At 61.6% G+C, this 16,757-nt stretch carries 13 protein-coding genes; 9 read left to right on the forward strand and 4 right to left on the reverse strand.

Features of this window, described 5'->3' with window-relative positions; genetic code table 11:
- Positions 1-217 precede the first annotated feature (217 nt).
- The 5 genes from ACLBXN_RS09395 (at position 218) to ACLBXN_RS09415 (ending at position 7,605) form a co-directional block, all read left to right on the forward strand.
- Complete coding sequence (locus tag ACLBXN_RS09395) at positions 218-2,785, forward strand: PAS domain-containing sensor histidine kinase (protein WP_447611934.1); 2,568 nt, start codon at positions 218-220, stop codon at positions 2,783-2,785.
- Positions 2,782-3,435, forward strand: coding sequence for a response regulator transcription factor (locus ACLBXN_RS09400; RefSeq protein WP_003055354.1), 654 nt, complete (start codon positions 2,782-2,784; stop codon positions 3,433-3,435). The genes ACLBXN_RS09395 and ACLBXN_RS09400 overlap by 4 nt, the downstream gene beginning before the upstream one ends.
- Positions 3,436-3,583: 148 nt before the next feature.
- Entirely contained in the window at positions 3,584-4,438 is an 855-nt protein-coding gene (gene folD, locus ACLBXN_RS09405; RefSeq protein WP_447611935.1) for a bifunctional methylenetetrahydrofolate dehydrogenase/methenyltetrahydrofolate cyclohydrolase FolD, read from the forward strand.
- Positions 4,439-4,635: 197 nt separating this feature from the next.
- The gene (locus ACLBXN_RS09410) at positions 4,636-6,687 is read left to right on the forward strand and encodes a M3 family metallopeptidase (RefSeq protein WP_447611936.1); all 2,052 of its coding nucleotides are present in this window, start codon (positions 4,636-4,638) and stop codon (positions 6,685-6,687) included.
- 219 nt (positions 6,688-6,906) lie between these two features.
- On the forward strand, positions 6,907-7,605 hold the full coding sequence (locus ACLBXN_RS09415) for a glutaredoxin domain-containing protein (RefSeq protein ID WP_447611937.1): 699 nt from the start codon (positions 6,907-6,909) through the stop codon (positions 7,603-7,605).
- Positions 7,606-7,725: 120 nt separating this feature from the next.
- Here ACLBXN_RS09415 and rpiA read toward each other — a convergent pair whose 3' ends face one another.
- A complete protein-coding gene (gene rpiA, locus ACLBXN_RS09420; protein WP_447611938.1) occupies positions 7,726-8,424 on the reverse strand; it encodes a ribose-5-phosphate isomerase RpiA in 699 nt (232 codons plus the stop codon).
- Between the two features lie 34 nt (positions 8,425-8,458).
- Here rpiA and ACLBXN_RS09425 point away from each other — a divergent pair, with 34 nt between their 5' ends.
- Entirely contained in the window at positions 8,459-9,505 is a 1,047-nt protein-coding gene (locus ACLBXN_RS09425) for a quinone-dependent dihydroorotate dehydrogenase (protein WP_302090895.1), read from the forward strand.
- A gap of 105 nt (positions 9,506-9,610) precedes the next feature.
- Here the strand turns inward: ACLBXN_RS09425 and ACLBXN_RS09430 are convergent, their stop codons facing one another.
- Genes ACLBXN_RS09430 through ACLBXN_RS09440 form a run of 3 tightly spaced genes read right to left on the reverse strand, consistent with a single transcriptional unit; the run spans position 9,611 to position 10,725 of the window.
- On the reverse strand, positions 9,611-9,985 hold the full coding sequence (locus ACLBXN_RS09430) for a hypothetical protein (RefSeq protein ID WP_043007626.1): 375 nt from the start codon (positions 9,983-9,985) through the stop codon (positions 9,611-9,613).
- A 1-nt stretch (position 9,986) separates the two neighbouring features.
- Positions 9,987-10,382, reverse strand: coding sequence for a phage holin family protein (locus ACLBXN_RS09435; protein ID WP_447611939.1), 396 nt, complete (start codon positions 10,380-10,382; stop codon positions 9,987-9,989).
- Between the two features lie 31 nt (positions 10,383-10,413).
- Positions 10,414-10,725, reverse strand: a complete 312-nt coding sequence (locus tag ACLBXN_RS09440) for a DUF883 family protein (RefSeq protein ID WP_003055367.1) — start codon at positions 10,723-10,725, stop codon at positions 10,414-10,416.
- Positions 10,726-11,307: 582 nt separating this feature from the next.
- Here ACLBXN_RS09440 and dsrO point away from each other — a divergent pair.
- The 3 genes from dsrO (at position 11,308) to ACLBXN_RS09455 (ending at position 16,508) form a co-directional block, all read left to right on the forward strand.
- Complete coding sequence (dsrO, locus tag ACLBXN_RS09445) at positions 11,308-12,156, forward strand: sulfate reduction electron transfer complex DsrMKJOP subunit DsrO (RefSeq protein WP_447611940.1); 849 nt, start codon at positions 11,308-11,310, stop codon at positions 12,154-12,156.
- A 13-nt stretch (positions 12,157-12,169) separates the two neighbouring features.
- Complete coding sequence (gene nrfD, locus ACLBXN_RS09450; protein WP_447611941.1) at positions 12,170-13,210, forward strand: NrfD/PsrC family molybdoenzyme membrane anchor subunit; 1,041 nt, start codon at positions 12,170-12,172, stop codon at positions 13,208-13,210.
- 106 nt (positions 13,211-13,316) lie between these two features.
- Entirely contained in the window at positions 13,317-16,508 is a 3,192-nt protein-coding gene (locus ACLBXN_RS09455) for a molybdopterin dinucleotide binding domain-containing protein (protein ID WP_447611942.1), read from the forward strand.
- The last annotated feature ends 249 nt before the right edge of the window (positions 16,509-16,757 follow it).

Genomic DNA, 16,757 nt, shown 5'->3' on the forward strand with positions numbered 1-16,757 from the left:
TGGCACAGCACCTTCGGGTGCTCCCCGGATTAAACCGATTCACTGTGTCGATCGCTGGCGAGTTTCGCACATTTTTTTTGAATTTCAAATTATGCTTTGTGATTTCACTATATAAAAAAATGTTGCAAATGCACATACAGTGAAGCCTCTATAGATTGTCTTTTACGCGACATAAATAGTCGCAGATTCCACTGGGTCTCTCCCCTACACTGGAGGCATGCAAACAAGCAATCACGAACGAGAAAAAGAGGACGCAGAAAGCGCGCAATCCGTTGCATCCCCTGTGCGCTGGTGGCGTAGCTGGTGGCGCAGCCTGTCGCCGACCCGGCAGGACCGTTACGCCGCTCTCGCGCCGCTGGCATCCGTGCTGATGTTCATGGCTGCAATCATTGCGTCCTTCTGGTATTTGCGCACGGAAGAGGTGGACCGCGAGCAGGAAGCGCTGCGCCGCGATGTGGAATACGCCCAGCAACGCGTGCGCCTTCGACTGCTGGAGCGCCAGGAGCAGCTGATGCGCATGGCGCGCGACATCGGCACCCGCGAAATGCGCAAGGCCGACTTCGACGGCCGCACCGAAGCGCTGATCAGCCAGTACCCCGAGCTGCAATCCATCACCTGGATCAACGACAAGCGTCAGGTTTTGTACAGCCAGTCCGCCCCGACAGTGGCCACGGATCAGCTGCGTGCCGTCGGCGAAGGCCTGCATCAGGGCGAAACCCTGCAAGCCTATGAGCAGGCCCGCGAAATGCTGCAGCCCATTTATGTGCAGGAAAGAGCCCAGCCCAACGAGCTGCCTCCGCTGCTGCAGCTGCATGTCCCGATCAGCTCCAACAGCCGCTACCAGGGCGAGCTGCTGGCCGAATTTTCGGTGGACAGTCTGCTGCGCTATGGCACACCCACCGAAGTGATGGCGCGTTACGCCATCACCATGCGCGATGCCGACAACCATGTGCTGGCCGGCACTCCGCTAGCACCGCGCAAGACGCCTACCGAGCTGCTGCACTGGCGCGCCATTGCCAATGAATATGAAGTGCCAGTCTCTCCCGTGGGCACGGCGCTGATGATGCGCGCACAGGCCTATCAGACCTCGCTGGGTGTTGTCGGCAGCGGCCTGTTCTGGCTGGTGGGCACCTTGTCGGCCATGACGGCCTGGCTGCTGCTGGCCACCTGGCGCCACACGCGCCGCCGTCAGCGCGCCCAGGAGGCCCTGGTTGCCGAGACCAACTTCCGCCGCGCCATGGAAAATTCCGTGCTGACCGGCATGCGTGCACTGGATCTGCACGGCCGCATCACCTATGTGAACGCGGCCTTCTGCCAGATGACGGGCTGGAGCGAGAAGGACCTGGTCGGCCAGGTTCCACCCTATTCCTACTGGCCCGACAACGACTATGACAATCTGCACTCACAGCTACGCGAGGAGCTGTCGGGCAAGACCATCGTCGGCGGTTTCCAGGTCCGCGTGAAGCGCAAGAACGGCAGCCTGTTCGACGCACGCCTGTATGTGTCGCCGCTGATTGATGCGCATGGACAACACACGGGCTGGATGTCGTCCATGACAGATATCACAGAGCCCAACCGGATTCGCGAGCAGCTATCTGCCTCGTACGAGCGCTTCACCATCGTGCTGGAAGCGCTGGATGCCTCTGTTTCCGTGGCACCTCTTGGCAGTGCCGAGCTGCTGTTTGCCAACAAGCTGTACCGCCAATGGTTTGGATCGCACACCGAAGGGCATCTGCAGCTGGTCGCCCAGGCAGGCAAGCTGCCCATTCGACGCCAGCCCGAACCGGAGGACGAAGACGCCCTCATGGGCCTACCCACGGACACGCTGACTGCCGCACGCAGCGGGAATGCCGAGATCTTCGTGCCCAGCCTGAGCAAATGGCTGGAAGTCCGCTCGCGCTATCTAAGCTGGGTGGATGGCCGCCTGGCCCAGATGGTGATTGCCACCGACATCACCCAGCGCCGCCTGGCCGAGGAGCAGGCCGCAGCCCAGGCCGAAAAGGCTCAGACCGCCAGCCGCCTCATCACCATGGGCGAGATGGCGTCCAGCGTGGCGCATGAACTCAACCAGCCTCTGACTGCCATCAGCAACTACAGCTCCGGCATGCTGACACGCCTGGAAAACGGCACGCTCACGCCGGACCAGATGAAGTTTGCGCTGGAAAAGACCGCTCATCAGGCCCAGCGTGCTGGGCAGATCATTCAGCGCATCCGCTCCTTCGTGAAAAAGAGCGAGCCCAATCGCATGCTGGCCCAGGTGAACGAGATGGTGAGCGAAGCGCTGGAGCTGGCCGGCATCGAACTGCGCCGCCGCAATGTGCAGCTGACCTCGCATATCGCCGAGCGCATGCCGCCGGTAATGGCCGATGCCATCCTCATCGAGCAGGTTCTCATCAATTTGATGAAAAACAGTGCTGAGTCAATTGACATGTCCGACCGCCCGCTGGGCCAGCGCAACGTGGAATTGCGTGTGCGCCCGCAGGTCTTTGAAAGCCTGCCAGGCGTGGAATTCACCGTGGAAGACACAGGCAAGGGCCTGCCGCCGGAAGTGTTGGAACACTTGTTCGAAGCCTTCTTCTCCACCAAGAGCGAGGGCATGGGCATAGGCCTGAATCTTTGCCGCTCGATCGTTGAATCACATCAGGGCCGAATGCATGCCGAGAACCTCTACAATGGAAGCGAGGTCACTGGTTGCCGGTTCTCGTTCTGGCTACCGTTGGCAACGGGTGTGGAGACGACAACACTCACCACGACAAGCGAACCCATAAAGAGGACGATTGCATGAGTTTGATTCCCAAAAAAGGCACTGTTTACGTAGTTGACGACGACGAAGCAGTCCGTGATTCGCTGCAATGGCTGCTGGAAGGCAAGGACTACCGCGTGCGTTGCTTTGACTCCGCCGAGACCTTTTTGTCGCGCTACGACCCGCGCGAAGTGGCGTGTTTGATCGTCGACATCCGCATGGGCGGCATGACCGGCCTTGAACTGCAGGACCGCCTGATCGAGCGCAAGTCGCCTCTGCCCATCGTCTTCATCACCGGTCACGGCGATGTGCCCATGGCCGTGAACACCATGAAGAAAGGCGCACTGGACTTCATCCAGAAGCCTTTCAACGAAGAAGAGCTGCTGGGTCTGGTCGAGCGCATGCTGGATCACGCCCGTGAAGCCTTTACCGGCCACCAGCAAGCCGCCAGCCGCGATGCGCTGCTGGCCAAGCTCACGGGCCGCGAAGCCCAAGTGCTCGAGCGCATCGTCGCCGGCCGTCTGAACAAGCAGATCGCTGACGATCTTGGCATCTCCATCAAGACCGTGGAAGCCCACCGCGCCAACATCATGGAAAAGCTCAACGCCAACACCGTGGCCGATCTGCTCAAGATCGCACTGGGCCAGGGTCAGACCAGCGCCGCAGCCAAGGCGGCAGCTGCCGTCAATTAAGTGCTCCCCGCGAAATTGGAAGCCATTCCAATCGCGAGATAATCCAGGGAGCACTGGCCAGGCCTCGCGCTTTAGCCAACTCCTATTCTGATAGCTGCTAGTGCTTGTATATCAAGGGCTAGCAGCATTTTTTATTGGTACTCCAGCAATGACAGCCCAACTCATCGACGGCAAAGCCCTCTCCGAACAACTGCGCCAGGAAGTCGCCACACGCGCGGCAGCGCTCAAGGTCAAGGGCATCACGCCCGGCCTGGCCGTGATTCTGGTGGGGGACAACCAGGCTTCCCAGGTTTATGTGCGCAACAAGGTCAAGGCCTGCGAAGACGTGGGCTTCCACTCGGTGCTGGAAAAGTACGATGCCTCCATGACCGAAGCCGAACTGCTGGCACGTGTCGAAGCGCTGAACAACGACCCGAGCATTCACGGCATCCTGGTGCAGCTGCCACTGCCCAAGCACATCGACGACCACAAGGTCATCGAAACCATCTCCCCCGCCAAGGATGTGGATGGTTTCCACGTGGCCAGCGCCGGCGCGCTGATGGTCGGCGAAGTCGGCTTCAAGGCCTGCACGCCCTATGGCTGCATGAAGATGCTGGAATCCATCGGCATGAAGGACCTGCGCGGCAAGCACGCGGTGGTCATCGGCCGCTCCAACATCGTGGGCAAGCCCATGGCCATGATGCTGCTGGCCGCCAACGCCACTGTCACCGTCACCCATAGCGGCACCGCCGATCTGGGCGCCATGACTCGCCAGGCCGACATCATCGTCGCGGCCGTGGGCAAGGTCGACGTGCTGACCGCCGACATGGTCAAGCCCGGTGCTGTGGTCATCGATGTGGGCATGAACCGCAACGCCGAAGGCAAGCTCTGCGGCGATGTGGACTTCAACGGCGTCAAGGAAGTGGCGGGCTACATCACCCCTGTGCCCGGTGGTGTCGGCCCCATGACGATTACCATGCTGCTGGTCAACACCATGGAATCGGCTGAGCGCGCCGCAGGCTGATCCTTCAGAGCCGCTTCGCGGCCTACCCCTCTCAGGCGCCGAGCGCCCGAGAGGGCGACGGCTTCGTCTAGTCGCGACGCGTGTTCGCGCCCCAGGCGCAGGCGCGCTTCTGACCACAGGCTGACGCTATGAAGGCGATAGCAATAAATACCCTGAGAGCGCTTGATTTTCCCGACCTTGCCGGCACCTAATACAGCATGAGCAATCCACTTCTCGAATCCTCCTCCCTGCCCTTGTTTGACCGCATTCAGCCTGCGGATGTGGCGCCCGCCATCGACACTTTGCTGGCCCGTGCCAGCGAGGCGCTGGAGACCGTGGTTGCGCCGGACTTCCCCGCGCAGTGGGACGCCATCTCTGCCGTGCTGGACGTGGCGACCGAAAAGCTGGGCACAGCCTGGTCGGCCATCAATCACCTCAACAGCGTGGCCGACACGCCCGAGTTGCGCGCTGCCTATAACGAAGCCCTGCCCAAGGTCACCGAGTTCTGGACCAATCTGGGTGCCGACGAACGCCTGTACGCCAAGTACAAGGCCATAGCCCCGGCCAGCCTCAACAAGGAGCAGCGCGCCGCCTGGGACCATGCCATGCGCGGCTTTGTGCTCTCGGGTGCCGAACTGCAGGGCGCAGCCAAGGAACGCTTTGCGCAGATCCAGGCGCGCTCGGCCGAGCTGGCCCAGAAATTCAGCGAGAACGCGCTGGACGCCACCGACGCCTTTGCCTACTACGCCAGGATTGACGAGCTGGACGGCGTTCCGGCCGATGTGATCGCCGCGGCCAAGGCCGGCGCCGAAGCAGATGGCAAGGAAGGCTACAAGCTGACGCTGAAGATGCCCAGCTATCTGCCGGTGATGCAGTTCGCCAAGAGCAGCGCACTGCGCGAGAAGATCTATCAGGCTTATGTGACCCGGGCCTCCGACCAGGCCGAGGGCGACGGCAAGCGCTTTGACAACACCGCCGTGATGAAGGAAATTCTCGCCCTGCGCCTGGAAGAGTCCCAACTGCTGGGCTACAAGAACTTCGGCGAGGTCTCGGTCGTGCCCAAGATGGCCGATTCACCCCAGCAGGTCATAGACTTTCTGCGCGATCTGGCCCAACGCGCCCGCCCCTATGCCGAAAAGGACGTTGCCGATCTGCGCGCCTTTGCCCAGACCGATCTCGGCATTGCCGACCCCAAGCCCTGGGACTGGGCCTTCATCGGCGAAAAGCTCAAGGAAGCCCGCTATTCCTTCAGCGAGCAGGAGCTCAAGCAGTATTTTCCGGCACCCAAGGTGCTGGCCGGCCTGTTCAAGATTGTCGAGACCCTGTTCGAAGTCTCCATCCGCCGCGATGAAGCCCCGGTCTGGAACCCCTGCGTGGAGTTCTACCGCATCGAGCGCTCCAGCGCACAAGGCCCTCAGCTGGTCGGCCAGTTCTATCTGGACCCGCAGGCACGCAAGGGCAAGCGTGGCGGCGCCTGGATGGACGATGTGCGCACGCGTTGGCTGCGCCCCGACACCCACCAGCTGCAAACGCCTGTGGCCCATCTGGTCTGCAATTTCGCGTCCGGCGTGGACGGCAAGCCCGCGCTGCTCACGCACGATGACGTGATCACCCTGTTCCACGAAACCGGCCACGGACTGCACCACATGCTCACGCAGGTCAACGAACGCGATGTCTCGGGCATCGCCGGCGTGGAGTGGGATGCCGTCGAACTGCCGAGCCAGTTCATGGAAAACTTCTGCTGGGAATGGGATGTGCTCAAGCACATGACCGCCCATGTGGACACGGGCGAGGCCCTGCCCCGCGCGCTGTACGACAAGATGATTGCGGCCAAGAACTTCCAGTCCGGCATGCAGACCCTTCGCCAGATCGAATTCGCGCTGTTCGACATGTTGCTGCACACCGAGCACAACCCGGCAGACGACTTCATGGCGCTGCTGAACCAGGTGCGCACCGAGGTGTCCGTGCTGCAATCGCCAGCCTACAACCGTATGGCCCACACCTTCAGCCATATCTTTGCCGGCGGCTACGCCGCTGGCTATTACAGCTACAAGTGGGCCGAGGTCCTGAGCGCGGACGCTTATGCGGCTTTCGAGGAAACCGTGCTGGCCGACGGCTCGCCCAACCCCGAGACCGGACGCAAGTACCGCGAGTCGATTCTGGAAGCCGGTGGCAGCCGCCCTGCCATGGAGTCCTTCAAGGCCTTCCGTGGCCGCGAGCCACAGATTGACGCCCTGCTGCGCCACCAAGGCATGAGCCAGGCTGCCTGAGTCTTGTGCGGCCTCCCGAAAAGCGCCCTTCGAGGGCGCTTTTTCATGTCGGCGACTGCAAGCAGAAGGCCTAGACTGACACTGGCTGACTTGCGCACCGGGACCAGATCAAGACAGACCGAAGCCTGGCTGCAGACAGACCTTCATGCAGGCTATGCTCTGCCCATTGGCGCTCGCGCCCTCAGACCTCCTCATTGCACTTCATTGATCAAGATTGAGATGCCACGATCTTTCATTGCCCGGCCTTCGGCCGAGAAACCGACGTCCCGCAACGCACTGCTGCTGACGACGCTTGTAGCCACCTTTGCCGCATTGGCGAGCGGAGTCAGCCCGGCTCAGAATCTCTACCGCAGCGTGGGTCCCGACGGGCGGGTCACCTATTCCGACCGAGCCATCAGCCCCAACGCCAAGCCCAGCACCGAAGCCGTGAGCAGCGCCGATGGTTCTGCGTCTTCGGCCAACGCACAACTGCCCTACGAACTGCGCCAGACTGCCAACCGCTATCCCGTCACGATCTATACGGGCAAGGACTGCGAGCCCTGCGACGAGGCCCGGTCTCATCTGCAAAACCGCGGCATCCCGTTCAGCGAACGCAGCATAGACACCAGCAGCGATGTGGCGGCGCTCAAAAAGCTCAGCGGGCAGGACAGCCTGCCCTTTGCCACCATCGGCAACCAGCACCTCAAGGGTTTTGGCGCCGACAGCTGGGACCAGTACCTGAGCGCTGCCGGCTACCCCAAGCAGCCCCAGTTGCCCAAGAACTACAAAGCCCCCGCAGCCAAGCCCCTGACCGTGCCGGCACCAGCCGTAACCGAAGCAGCCAAGCCTGCAGAGCGTCCCGCAGCACGCATCACGACACCCGCAGTCCCTGCCCCTGGTGCCCCTACGCCTGACAACCCCGCTGGTCTGCGCTTCTAGGACTCATAAATTTCGAATTAAATCAGGCTCTAACGCCTAGTCATAAAGCGTTAGCAGCTATCAATTTCATAAAAAAAGCCACCTGCGCAAGCAGGTGGCTTTCCGGCAGCGACTGACTGCTCAGTATTCCAGCGTCTGCACGCCTTGAGCGGTTCCCAGCAGGCACACCACAGCCTTCTGGTGCGCAAACACGCCGACGGTCACCACGCCTGGCCACTGGTTGACTTCGGACTCGAAGGCCAGCGGCTCGGCGATCTTCAGGCCGCGGACATCCAGAATATGCTGGCCGTTGTCGGTCACCAGCGGCGCACCATCCTTCATGCGAATTTGCGCCGTCACGTCAGCGCCCATGGCTTCAAAGCGACGGGCGATCTGGGCAGCCGCCATGGGAATGACTTCCACGGGCAGCGGAAAATTACCCAGCACCGGCACGCGCTTGGACTCATCTGCAATGCAGACAAAACGCTGAGCCAGCGCCGCCACGATCTTCTCGCGCGTCAGCGCCGCACCACCGCCCTTGACCATATGGCCTTTGCCGTCGATCTCGTCGGCACCGTCGATATAGACAGCCAGACTGGTGACTTCATTGGCATCGAACACCTTGATGCCCAGGGCCTTCAGGCGCTCGGTACTGGCCACGGAGCTGGAGACGGCGCCAGGAATCTGATCCTTGATAGTGGCCAATGCATCAATGAATTTGTTGACCGTGGAGCCTGTGCCCACGCCCACAATTTCACCGGCGACCACATATTTCAGGGCAGCTTGTCCGACCAAAGTTTTCAGTTCATCTTGAGAAAGAGGTGCAGCAGATGTCGTCATGAGGGAAAATCCAGGTAATCCTGTGATTATCTCCATGTCTCTTATTCCTTACTCACTGACGCGTCCTATTCTTTTCGGCATGGACCCCGAAGCGGCCCACGACCTCACCATGAATTTCATGGCCAAGGGTCAAAATACCTTGCTGCAGAAAGCCTGGGCGCGCCCTCTGATCAGCGACCCTATCGAGCTGGCGGGCCTCAAGTTCCCGAACCGCGTCGGCATGGCTGCCGGCCTGGACAAGAATGCACGCTGCATCGATGCGCTGGCCGCCATGGGTTTCGGCTTTGTGGAAGTGGGCACCGTCACGCCCCGCCCCCAGCCTGGCAACCCCAAGCCCCGCATGTTCCGCATCCCGGAAAAGAACGCGCTGATCAACCGCCTGGGCTTCAACAATGAAGGCCTGGATGCGTTCCTGGCCAATGTGCGTCGCTCCCAAGTGCGCGCCAATGGCGGCGCCATGCTGCTGGGCCTGAACATCGGCAAGAACGCCACAACCCCCATTGAAGAGGCCACCAGCGACTACATCAAGGCGCTGGACGGCGTGTACCCTCACGCCGACTATGTGACGGTCAACATCAGCTCCCCCAACACCAAGAATCTGCGTGCGCTGCAGAGCGACGAGGCGCTGGATGCGCTGCTGGGTGCCGTCGCCAATCGCCGCGAACAGCTTTCCAGCCAGCATGGCAAGCGCACGCCGGTGTTCGTGAAGATCGCTCCCGACCTCGATGAGGAACAGGTCGGTGTGATCGCCGCGACGCTGGAGCGCCACGGCATGGATGGCGTGATTGCCACCAACACCACCATCAGCCGCGACGCCGTCAAGGGTCTGCAGCATGCTGAAGAAGCCGGTGGCCTGTCCGGCGCGCCCGTACTCGAAGCCAGCAACCAGATCATTCGCCAGCTGCGTTCAGCCCTTGGCAGCCGCTTCCCAATCATCGGCGTGGGCGGCATCCTGAGCGGTGCTGACGCCGTGAGCAAGATCCGCGCGGGCGCCGATGTGGTGCAGATCTACAGTGGCCTGATCTATCGCGGCCCTGATCTGGTCACCGAAGCAGCCCAGGCCATCGCCCATATGCACTGAAATTTCACTGCAGTTGCACTGGCCCTGAGGCCTGGCCTGCTGGCCGCGCCAAAAGGAAACAGCCCGTCTGGCATAGACCAGACGGGCTGTTTTTTTCAGGACTGTTCAGCCGCGCGTACGTTGCTGCAGCTTGAGGATCCAGGGCAGCGCAGCACTGCCCCAGCGAATCAGCTTGCCCGGCCCCAGGACCATGAGCAAGCCTCCCGCTGCGGCCGTTGCCAGCGGATGCAGGCGCACGAACGACAACAGGCGCTCTGGCAAGGGAGCATCCGCGTCCACATGCGGCGCCTCTGACCTGCGCAAGGCAAGCGTCTGAGCCTTGGCAGCAGCTCTGGCCTTGATGCGTGCACGCTGCTTGGCAATGCGCAAGAGCACCAGTTTCTGCTCGGCGGTCGCTTCATTCCAAAGCAGAGCATCCATGCCTGCAGGCTTGGCGGGCTCCAACTCTGCAGATCGCGAATCGGGAGAGACGCTATTCATGCTAAATCTTCTCCTTCAGCGCTTGCCAGTCTGACCTGAGCTCGCGCCGTGTCAGCCTGAAGGGACTGGACAGTTGCCTGACGGCAGCCAGCAGACGCCACAGCCCCAAACCCCAGATCAGAACCCAGCCGCCGACCAGCAGCCACGCCACCAGCTGGCGATGCTCGCTGTCCCAGAACTGCACGATCACAGCCATGGACAGGACAATGAGCACCACCACGGTGAGTGCGCCCAGCACAATCGCCAGCACCGCCAGCGCTTGCATGCTGCGCTTGTGCTGCTGCCATTCAAGCTGCGCAAGATCAACCCGGTCTTCGGCAGCAATCGCTGCCTCGTTCAGGTTGGCGCGCCATCGCTCCATCAGGGAATCAAGACCTAGTAGTGAAATCAGATTCACAGGCACTTGTCCTTATGCAACTCGGCAATGCTTAGCGACGACCCAGCATGAAGCCCAGCAGAGCGCCAACGGCCAGCGCTGCACCGGCAACGCGCCAGGGTTCGTCATGAGCGTAACGGTCGGCCACATCGGCAGCTTCACGCGCCTGGCGAGCAGCATCATGGGCAGCACGCACGGCAGATTCGCGCACGTTGGCCATGCTGTCGTCGATGCGCTGACGCAGCGCGCTGATTTCGGGAACCTTGTCCAGTTCACGGGCAGACAGCAGACCGCGCAGATCGCTGACCAGTTTTTCCAGATCGTCTTGGGCAGTGGAAACGGCGTCGGAAACAGAGCGTGACATATCGGTCCTTTCAATGTGACGAAATTGGAATATCGCATGCACTGGGCAGTGCACCAAGATAGCTGCGAAGCAGCAAGCATCGGGGCCGGCCGCTCATAAAACCTGCAGCATGTGAACATCTTACAGAAAACACACCGCCTCCAAGAAACTCGCGCACCCACAGCACTGTCGGACAGCAACGAAACTGCCTCATGCTGGTCCACAAACAAGCGCTCAAGGGCCGGACCGCACCGCTGCTGCCCGGGGCGGCAGCCAGCCCCCCGCATTCGAGGCTGCATCAGGCATGCAGGATACGGAGTTTCGTCTTCAGCATCGGCAGGCCGGCAAACCTGATTACAGATCGCGATGTATCGATTGCTTAACAGTTCATTAATGAAGCGCCGGCATGCTTGTCGAGCAGTCATGTCCTGGCAGGACTTCCAGTCCAAAAACTCCCGGGAAAGCGAGTATTTGACTCAAATCAAGCAGCGCAAATGGCGACTTTCATATAGTCATATTCATATAAAAGAAGTTAATTTAATACTTTTTATATGTAAGGCATCAGAGTTTTCTGTTGCCAGTGTGACGATGAAAGGAAGGGCCATGCCACTTCAGAAACGAGAACTCTCCGACTGCTCTACCAGCAGCTCGGCCTGCACCTGCAGCACTCCATCCATTACCCGGACTCCTGCGCTGGCAGTGCCAGCGCCCTCCAAGCGCGGCTTCCTGCAGGACTTGATTGCCATGGCCGCTGGCCTAGGCATTGTGGGCAGCGCCCGCGCAGCGCTGCCCGGCGACCCCAGCTTCCAGCCCACACGACGCCCCGGCATGGAGGGCAAACGCTTCGGCATGCTGGTCGATATGCGCAAATGCATCGGCTGCCAGGCCTGTACGGTGAGCTGCTCGGTCGAAAACCAGCCCCCCATCGGCCAGTTCCGCACCACGGTGCTGCAGTACGAAATCGACCAGCCCGGCGACACGGCTGCAGCCATGGTCAGTCTGCCTCGGCTGTGCAACCACTGCGACGAACCGCCTTGCGTGCCGGTATGTCCGGTGCAGGCCACATTTCAGCGCACCGACGGAATCGTCCTTGTCGACAACGAGCGCTGCGTGGGCTGCGGCTATTGCGTGCAGGCCTGTCCCTACGACGCGCGCTTCATCAATCACGAAACGCAGACCGCCGACAAATGCACCTTTTGCGAACACCGCCTGGAAGCCGGCCTGCTGCCCGCCTGCGTGGAAAGCTGTGTGGGCGGTGCGCGCGTGATCGGCGACCTGAACGACGCGCACAGCGAAATCAACCGGCGCATCGAGGCTCACAAGGATGAGATCAAGGTCCTCAAGCCCGGCATGCAGACCAAGCCGCATGTCTTCTACATCGGCCTGCCCGATGAGTTCGTGAACGGCGTGGACGGCCAGGCCACGGTTCGCCTAGTTGCCGAACATCTGTGAAAGGAGTGCCCTCATGCAAATCATTGAACTCCTGACCCCTGCCTACGAAGCGGCCTGGCTGCCCTGGGCCGTGCAGTATTTCTTTCTGGTCGGTGTGGCCACAGGGGCCGCGCTGCTGACCTCGGCCTGCGCATTCGGCCCGGCCCATGGCTTGCGCCAGCGTCTGCTGCCCACGGCTGTGCTGGTGTTGGCCATGAGCGCGATTGCCGCACCTGTCGCCCTGCTGGCCGATCTGCACCAGCCAGCGCGTTTCTGGCATTTCTATGCCCACCTCACTCCCTGGTCGTGGATGAGCCTGGGTGCCGTGCTCATGCCCAGCTTTGTCGGACTTTGCGTGCTGATGTGCGCGCTGTGGTGGATGGGCAGGCCGCAATGGATGCGCTTACTGGTGCCTGTTCTGGTGCTGTCCACGCTCAGCATCGTGGTCTACACGGGTGCCGAAATCATGGTCATCCGCTCGCGCCCGCTATGGAACACGCTATGGGTGCCGATCAATCTGGCGCTCAGCGGCTGGCTGGCCACTGTGGGCATGGGTTTTGTGCTCTACCGCTTTCTGCCCCGGGCCTTGCAGCCGGATGCAGCAACCCTGCAAGGGCTGCGCCATCTGGGCCTGTGGCTGGCCACCGGCCTGATTGCCAGTGCCCTGACCTGGGGAATTGCCGGCATCGCGGGCCAGAGCCCTTCCTTCGATATGGCGATGCGCCTGTTCAAGGAGTTCCCTGTCTGGCGCATCTCCATGCTGGGCTCGGCCGTGTTTGGCGCCGCCGTGGTGATGGCCCTGCTGCGTGGCGAGCATCGTCTGGCAGCCAAGGGCTACACCCTGGTGCTGGGCATAGGGCTGGCCGCATCAGCCTGGGCCTTCCGCTGGGCGCTGTTCATGGGCGTGCAGGGCGTACCCAAATTCGGCGCCGGCCTCTATCTCTACAGCATGCCACTGGGCGGTAACGGCCTGATGGGCATGCTGGGCGTGGCCGGCCTGTGCGTGGCACTGGTCGCAATGGTCACCTGGGCACTGGAGCTGTTCCCGGTGCGCAAGCGAGCGAGCACTGTTTAAGAATCAAGCCAAATACGCATAAATCGCAATACCAGCAAGCGCTTGCAGCTATCAATATCATAGAACCACTGCTGCGCTTGCCCTTCCCTGCACAAAGGGCAAGACCATGAATGACAAGAAACTCTCCTCCAAACAATCACAAGACGTCGAGGCCGGTCACACCGATGCCGGTCGCCGACGCATGCTGCTGCGCGGCGGTGCCGTTGCAGGCGGTCTGGCGGCTTTTGCTGCAGGGTATGGCGAAACCGTGGCCAAGGGAGCCAAGGGGCTGATCACCGGAAGCTCGGGCAAATCCACCCAAAGCGCCACGCGCGGCAACTCGCTGACGCCAGAGTTCCGCATCGATCCCGTCAGCGGCAAACTCACGACCCAGCCCGGCCAGGTGGTCAGCCCCTCCTCGTGTCTGGGCTGCTGGACACAGTGCGGCGTGCGTGTGCGCGTAGATACTGCCGACAACCGGATCATCCGTATTGCCGGCAACCCCTATCACCCGCTGGCCACCACACACCCCGCTCCCATGGAAGCACCGGTGCGAGAGGTCTATGCCATGCTGGGCGGTGACAACGGCCTGGAAGGCCGCGCCACCAGTTGCGCGCGCGGATCGGCCATGCTCGAGCATCAAAAAGCCCCGCATCGCATTCTCAAGCCGCTCAAGCGCGTGGGCCCGCGCGGCTCCGGACAGTGGAAGAGCATCACGCTCGAAGAGCTGGTTCAGGAAATCTGCGAAGGCGGCGATCTCTTCGGCGAAGGCCATGTGGACGGTCTGCGCGCCATCCGCGACGTCAATACGCTGATTGATGAAGCCAACCCCGAATACGGCCCCAAATCCAACCAGCTGCTGGTGACGGAAGCCGCCAACGAAGGCCGCACCCCTCTGGTCAACCGTTTTGCCAAACAGTCGTTCGGCACCATCAATGTGTCCAACCACGGCTCCTACTGCGGTCAGACCTACCGGGTGGGCACAGGGGCGGCCCTGGGCGATATGGCCGGCATGCCCCACGGCAAGCCGGACTGGAAGAATTCTCGCTTCGGCCTGTTCATTGGCACCTCGCCGGCCCAGTCTGGCAACCCGTTCCAGCGCGTGGGCCGCGAGCTGGCCGAAGCACGTTCACGCGGCGAGAACACGTACAAATACGTGGTGGTCTCGCCCATGCTGCCCACTTCGTCCAGCCATGCTGCAGGTGACAACAACCGCTGGCTGCCCGTCAAACCCGGCAGCGACCTGGCGCTGGCCATGGGCCTGATCCGCTGGATCATCGACAACGAGCGCTATGACAGGCAGTTTCTGACCCAGCCCGGCCCCGCCGCCATGGCTGCCGCTGGTGAAGCCAGCTGGAGCAACGCCACCCACTTGCTGATCAACGATCCCAGGCACCCGCGCTATGGCCAGTTCCTGCGCGGCGCCGATATCGGCCTACCCATGCCTGAGCCGGTCGATGAAAAAACGCCCGCCGAGGATGTCTATGTGGTGCAGCTGGCCGATGAATCGCTGGCCGCGCACACCGTGGCCCAGAGCGCCGAGCTGATCGTGGATCGCGAGTTCACCCCCCGAAAGACTGCGGACGCGACCGAAGAGCCCACTCCTGTTGCTGTCTGCACCGCCTTTGTCAAACTGCGCACCGAAGCGCACAAAAAGACGCTGGAAGAATACGCGTCCCTGTGCGGCGTGTCGGTCAAGGAAATCGAGGATCTGGCGCGCGAATTCACCAGCCATGGCAAGCAAGCCGTGGCCAACTCCCACGGCGGCACCATGAACGGCTCGGGCTTCTACACCGCCTATGCCATTGCCATGCTCAACAACCTGATCGGCAACTTGAACGTACGCGGCGGCTGGGTCATGGACGCAGGGCCATTTGGCCCCTTCGGCCCCGGCCCACGCTACAACTTTGCGCAGTTTGAAGGTGCAGTCAAACCCCGGGGCGTGGCCCTGTCGCGCACCAAGTTCCCCTACGAGAAGACGAGCGAATTCAAGCGAAAAAAGGAAGCGGGCCAGAACCCCTACCCCGCCCAGGCACCCTGGTACCCCGCGCCCGGCGGCCTTTCCAGCGAGATGCTGGCGGCCGGCATGCTGGGCTACCCCTACCCGGTCAAGGCCTGGATCAACCACATCAGCAACCCCATCTACGCCATGTGCGGCTTCGAGAATGCGCTTGCCGATTCGGTCAAGGACGTTAAAAAGCTGCCGCTGTTTGTCTCGGTCGACCCCTTCATCAACGAGACGTCGGCACTGGCCGACTACATCGTGCCCGATACCGTCACCTATGAAAGCTGGGGCATTGGTGCGCCCTGGGCCGATGTGGTGGCCAAGAGCAGCACCGTGCGCTGGCCCACCGTCGATGCCGCCACCGCCAAAACGGCAGACGGCCAACCCATCAGCTTCGAGAGCTTTGTCTTTGCCGTGGCCAAGCAGCTGGGCCTGCCCGGCTTTGGCAAGAATGCCATGTCCACCAAAGACGGCGAGCCGCTCGATCTGGAAAACGCCGAAGACTTCTACTTGCGCGGCATGTGCAACATCGCCTACCAGGCCGGCAAACCCGTGCTCGAAGCCAGCGATGACGACATCGCCATCACCGGCCTCGACAAGTGGATGCCGTCGCTGCAAAAGCGTGTCGCCCCGGAGGAAGTGCGACGCGTCGCGATGGTCATGAGCCGTGGCGGTCGCTTTGACAAGGTCGAAGATGCATGGAAGGACGACCAGCTCAAGCTGCAAGCCAAATTTCCGGTCACCTTCTGGCACGAAGGTCTGTCCAGGATGCGCCACTCCATGACCGGCGAGCGTTACAGCGGCTGCCCCACCTGGTATCCCGCGCGCCTGGCCGATGGCTCGGATATGCGTGCCGTGTTCACCGAGCAAGACTGGCCGCTGACCATGACCAGCTACAAGTCCAACCTGATGAGCAGCATGTCCATTGCCGCCTCGCGCCTGCGCCAGGTGCACCCGCACAATCCTGTGAGCATCAACAAGGGCGACGCGGCAAAGCTGGGCATCGCCAATGGCGACCCCATCGAAATCAGCACCCCTGGCGGCAAGCTTCAAGCAGTCGCTCTGGTGCGCGCCGGTATTGCGCCAGGCGCCATCGCTGTCGAGCATGGCTACGGCCACAAGCAACTGGGCACCGTGGCCCACAAGGTGGACGGCCGGCCCACCCATGCCAACCCGCAGCATGGCAATGGTGTGAACCTCAATGCTCTGGGCTTTGCCGATCCGACCCGGCCGGAAAAGGACAATGTCTGGATCGACTGGGTATCGGGGGCAGTGGTCAGGCAAGGACTGCCAGTTAAGCTGCGAAAAGCTTGATGACCGCTTGAAGCTCTGGCGGGCGATCGGAACGCGAAATCCCATCGCTCGCATCTGCGCAGTGAGAGCTGCCGGCAAGCCGCGGCGCTATTTCGGGGATGCGGTAAATACCGAAGCTGGACCAGATGCAGCCCGATATGGGACATGGCAAGCCATATCCGTTATTCCGGTAAGGCCGTCTTTCGTATTCGGGTTCCGGAAAGTTCAGAGGAACTGAACATGAATTCAAAAAATAATGTTCAACGGCAT

It is taken from the genome of Comamonas sp. C24C (assembly GCF_053345995.1).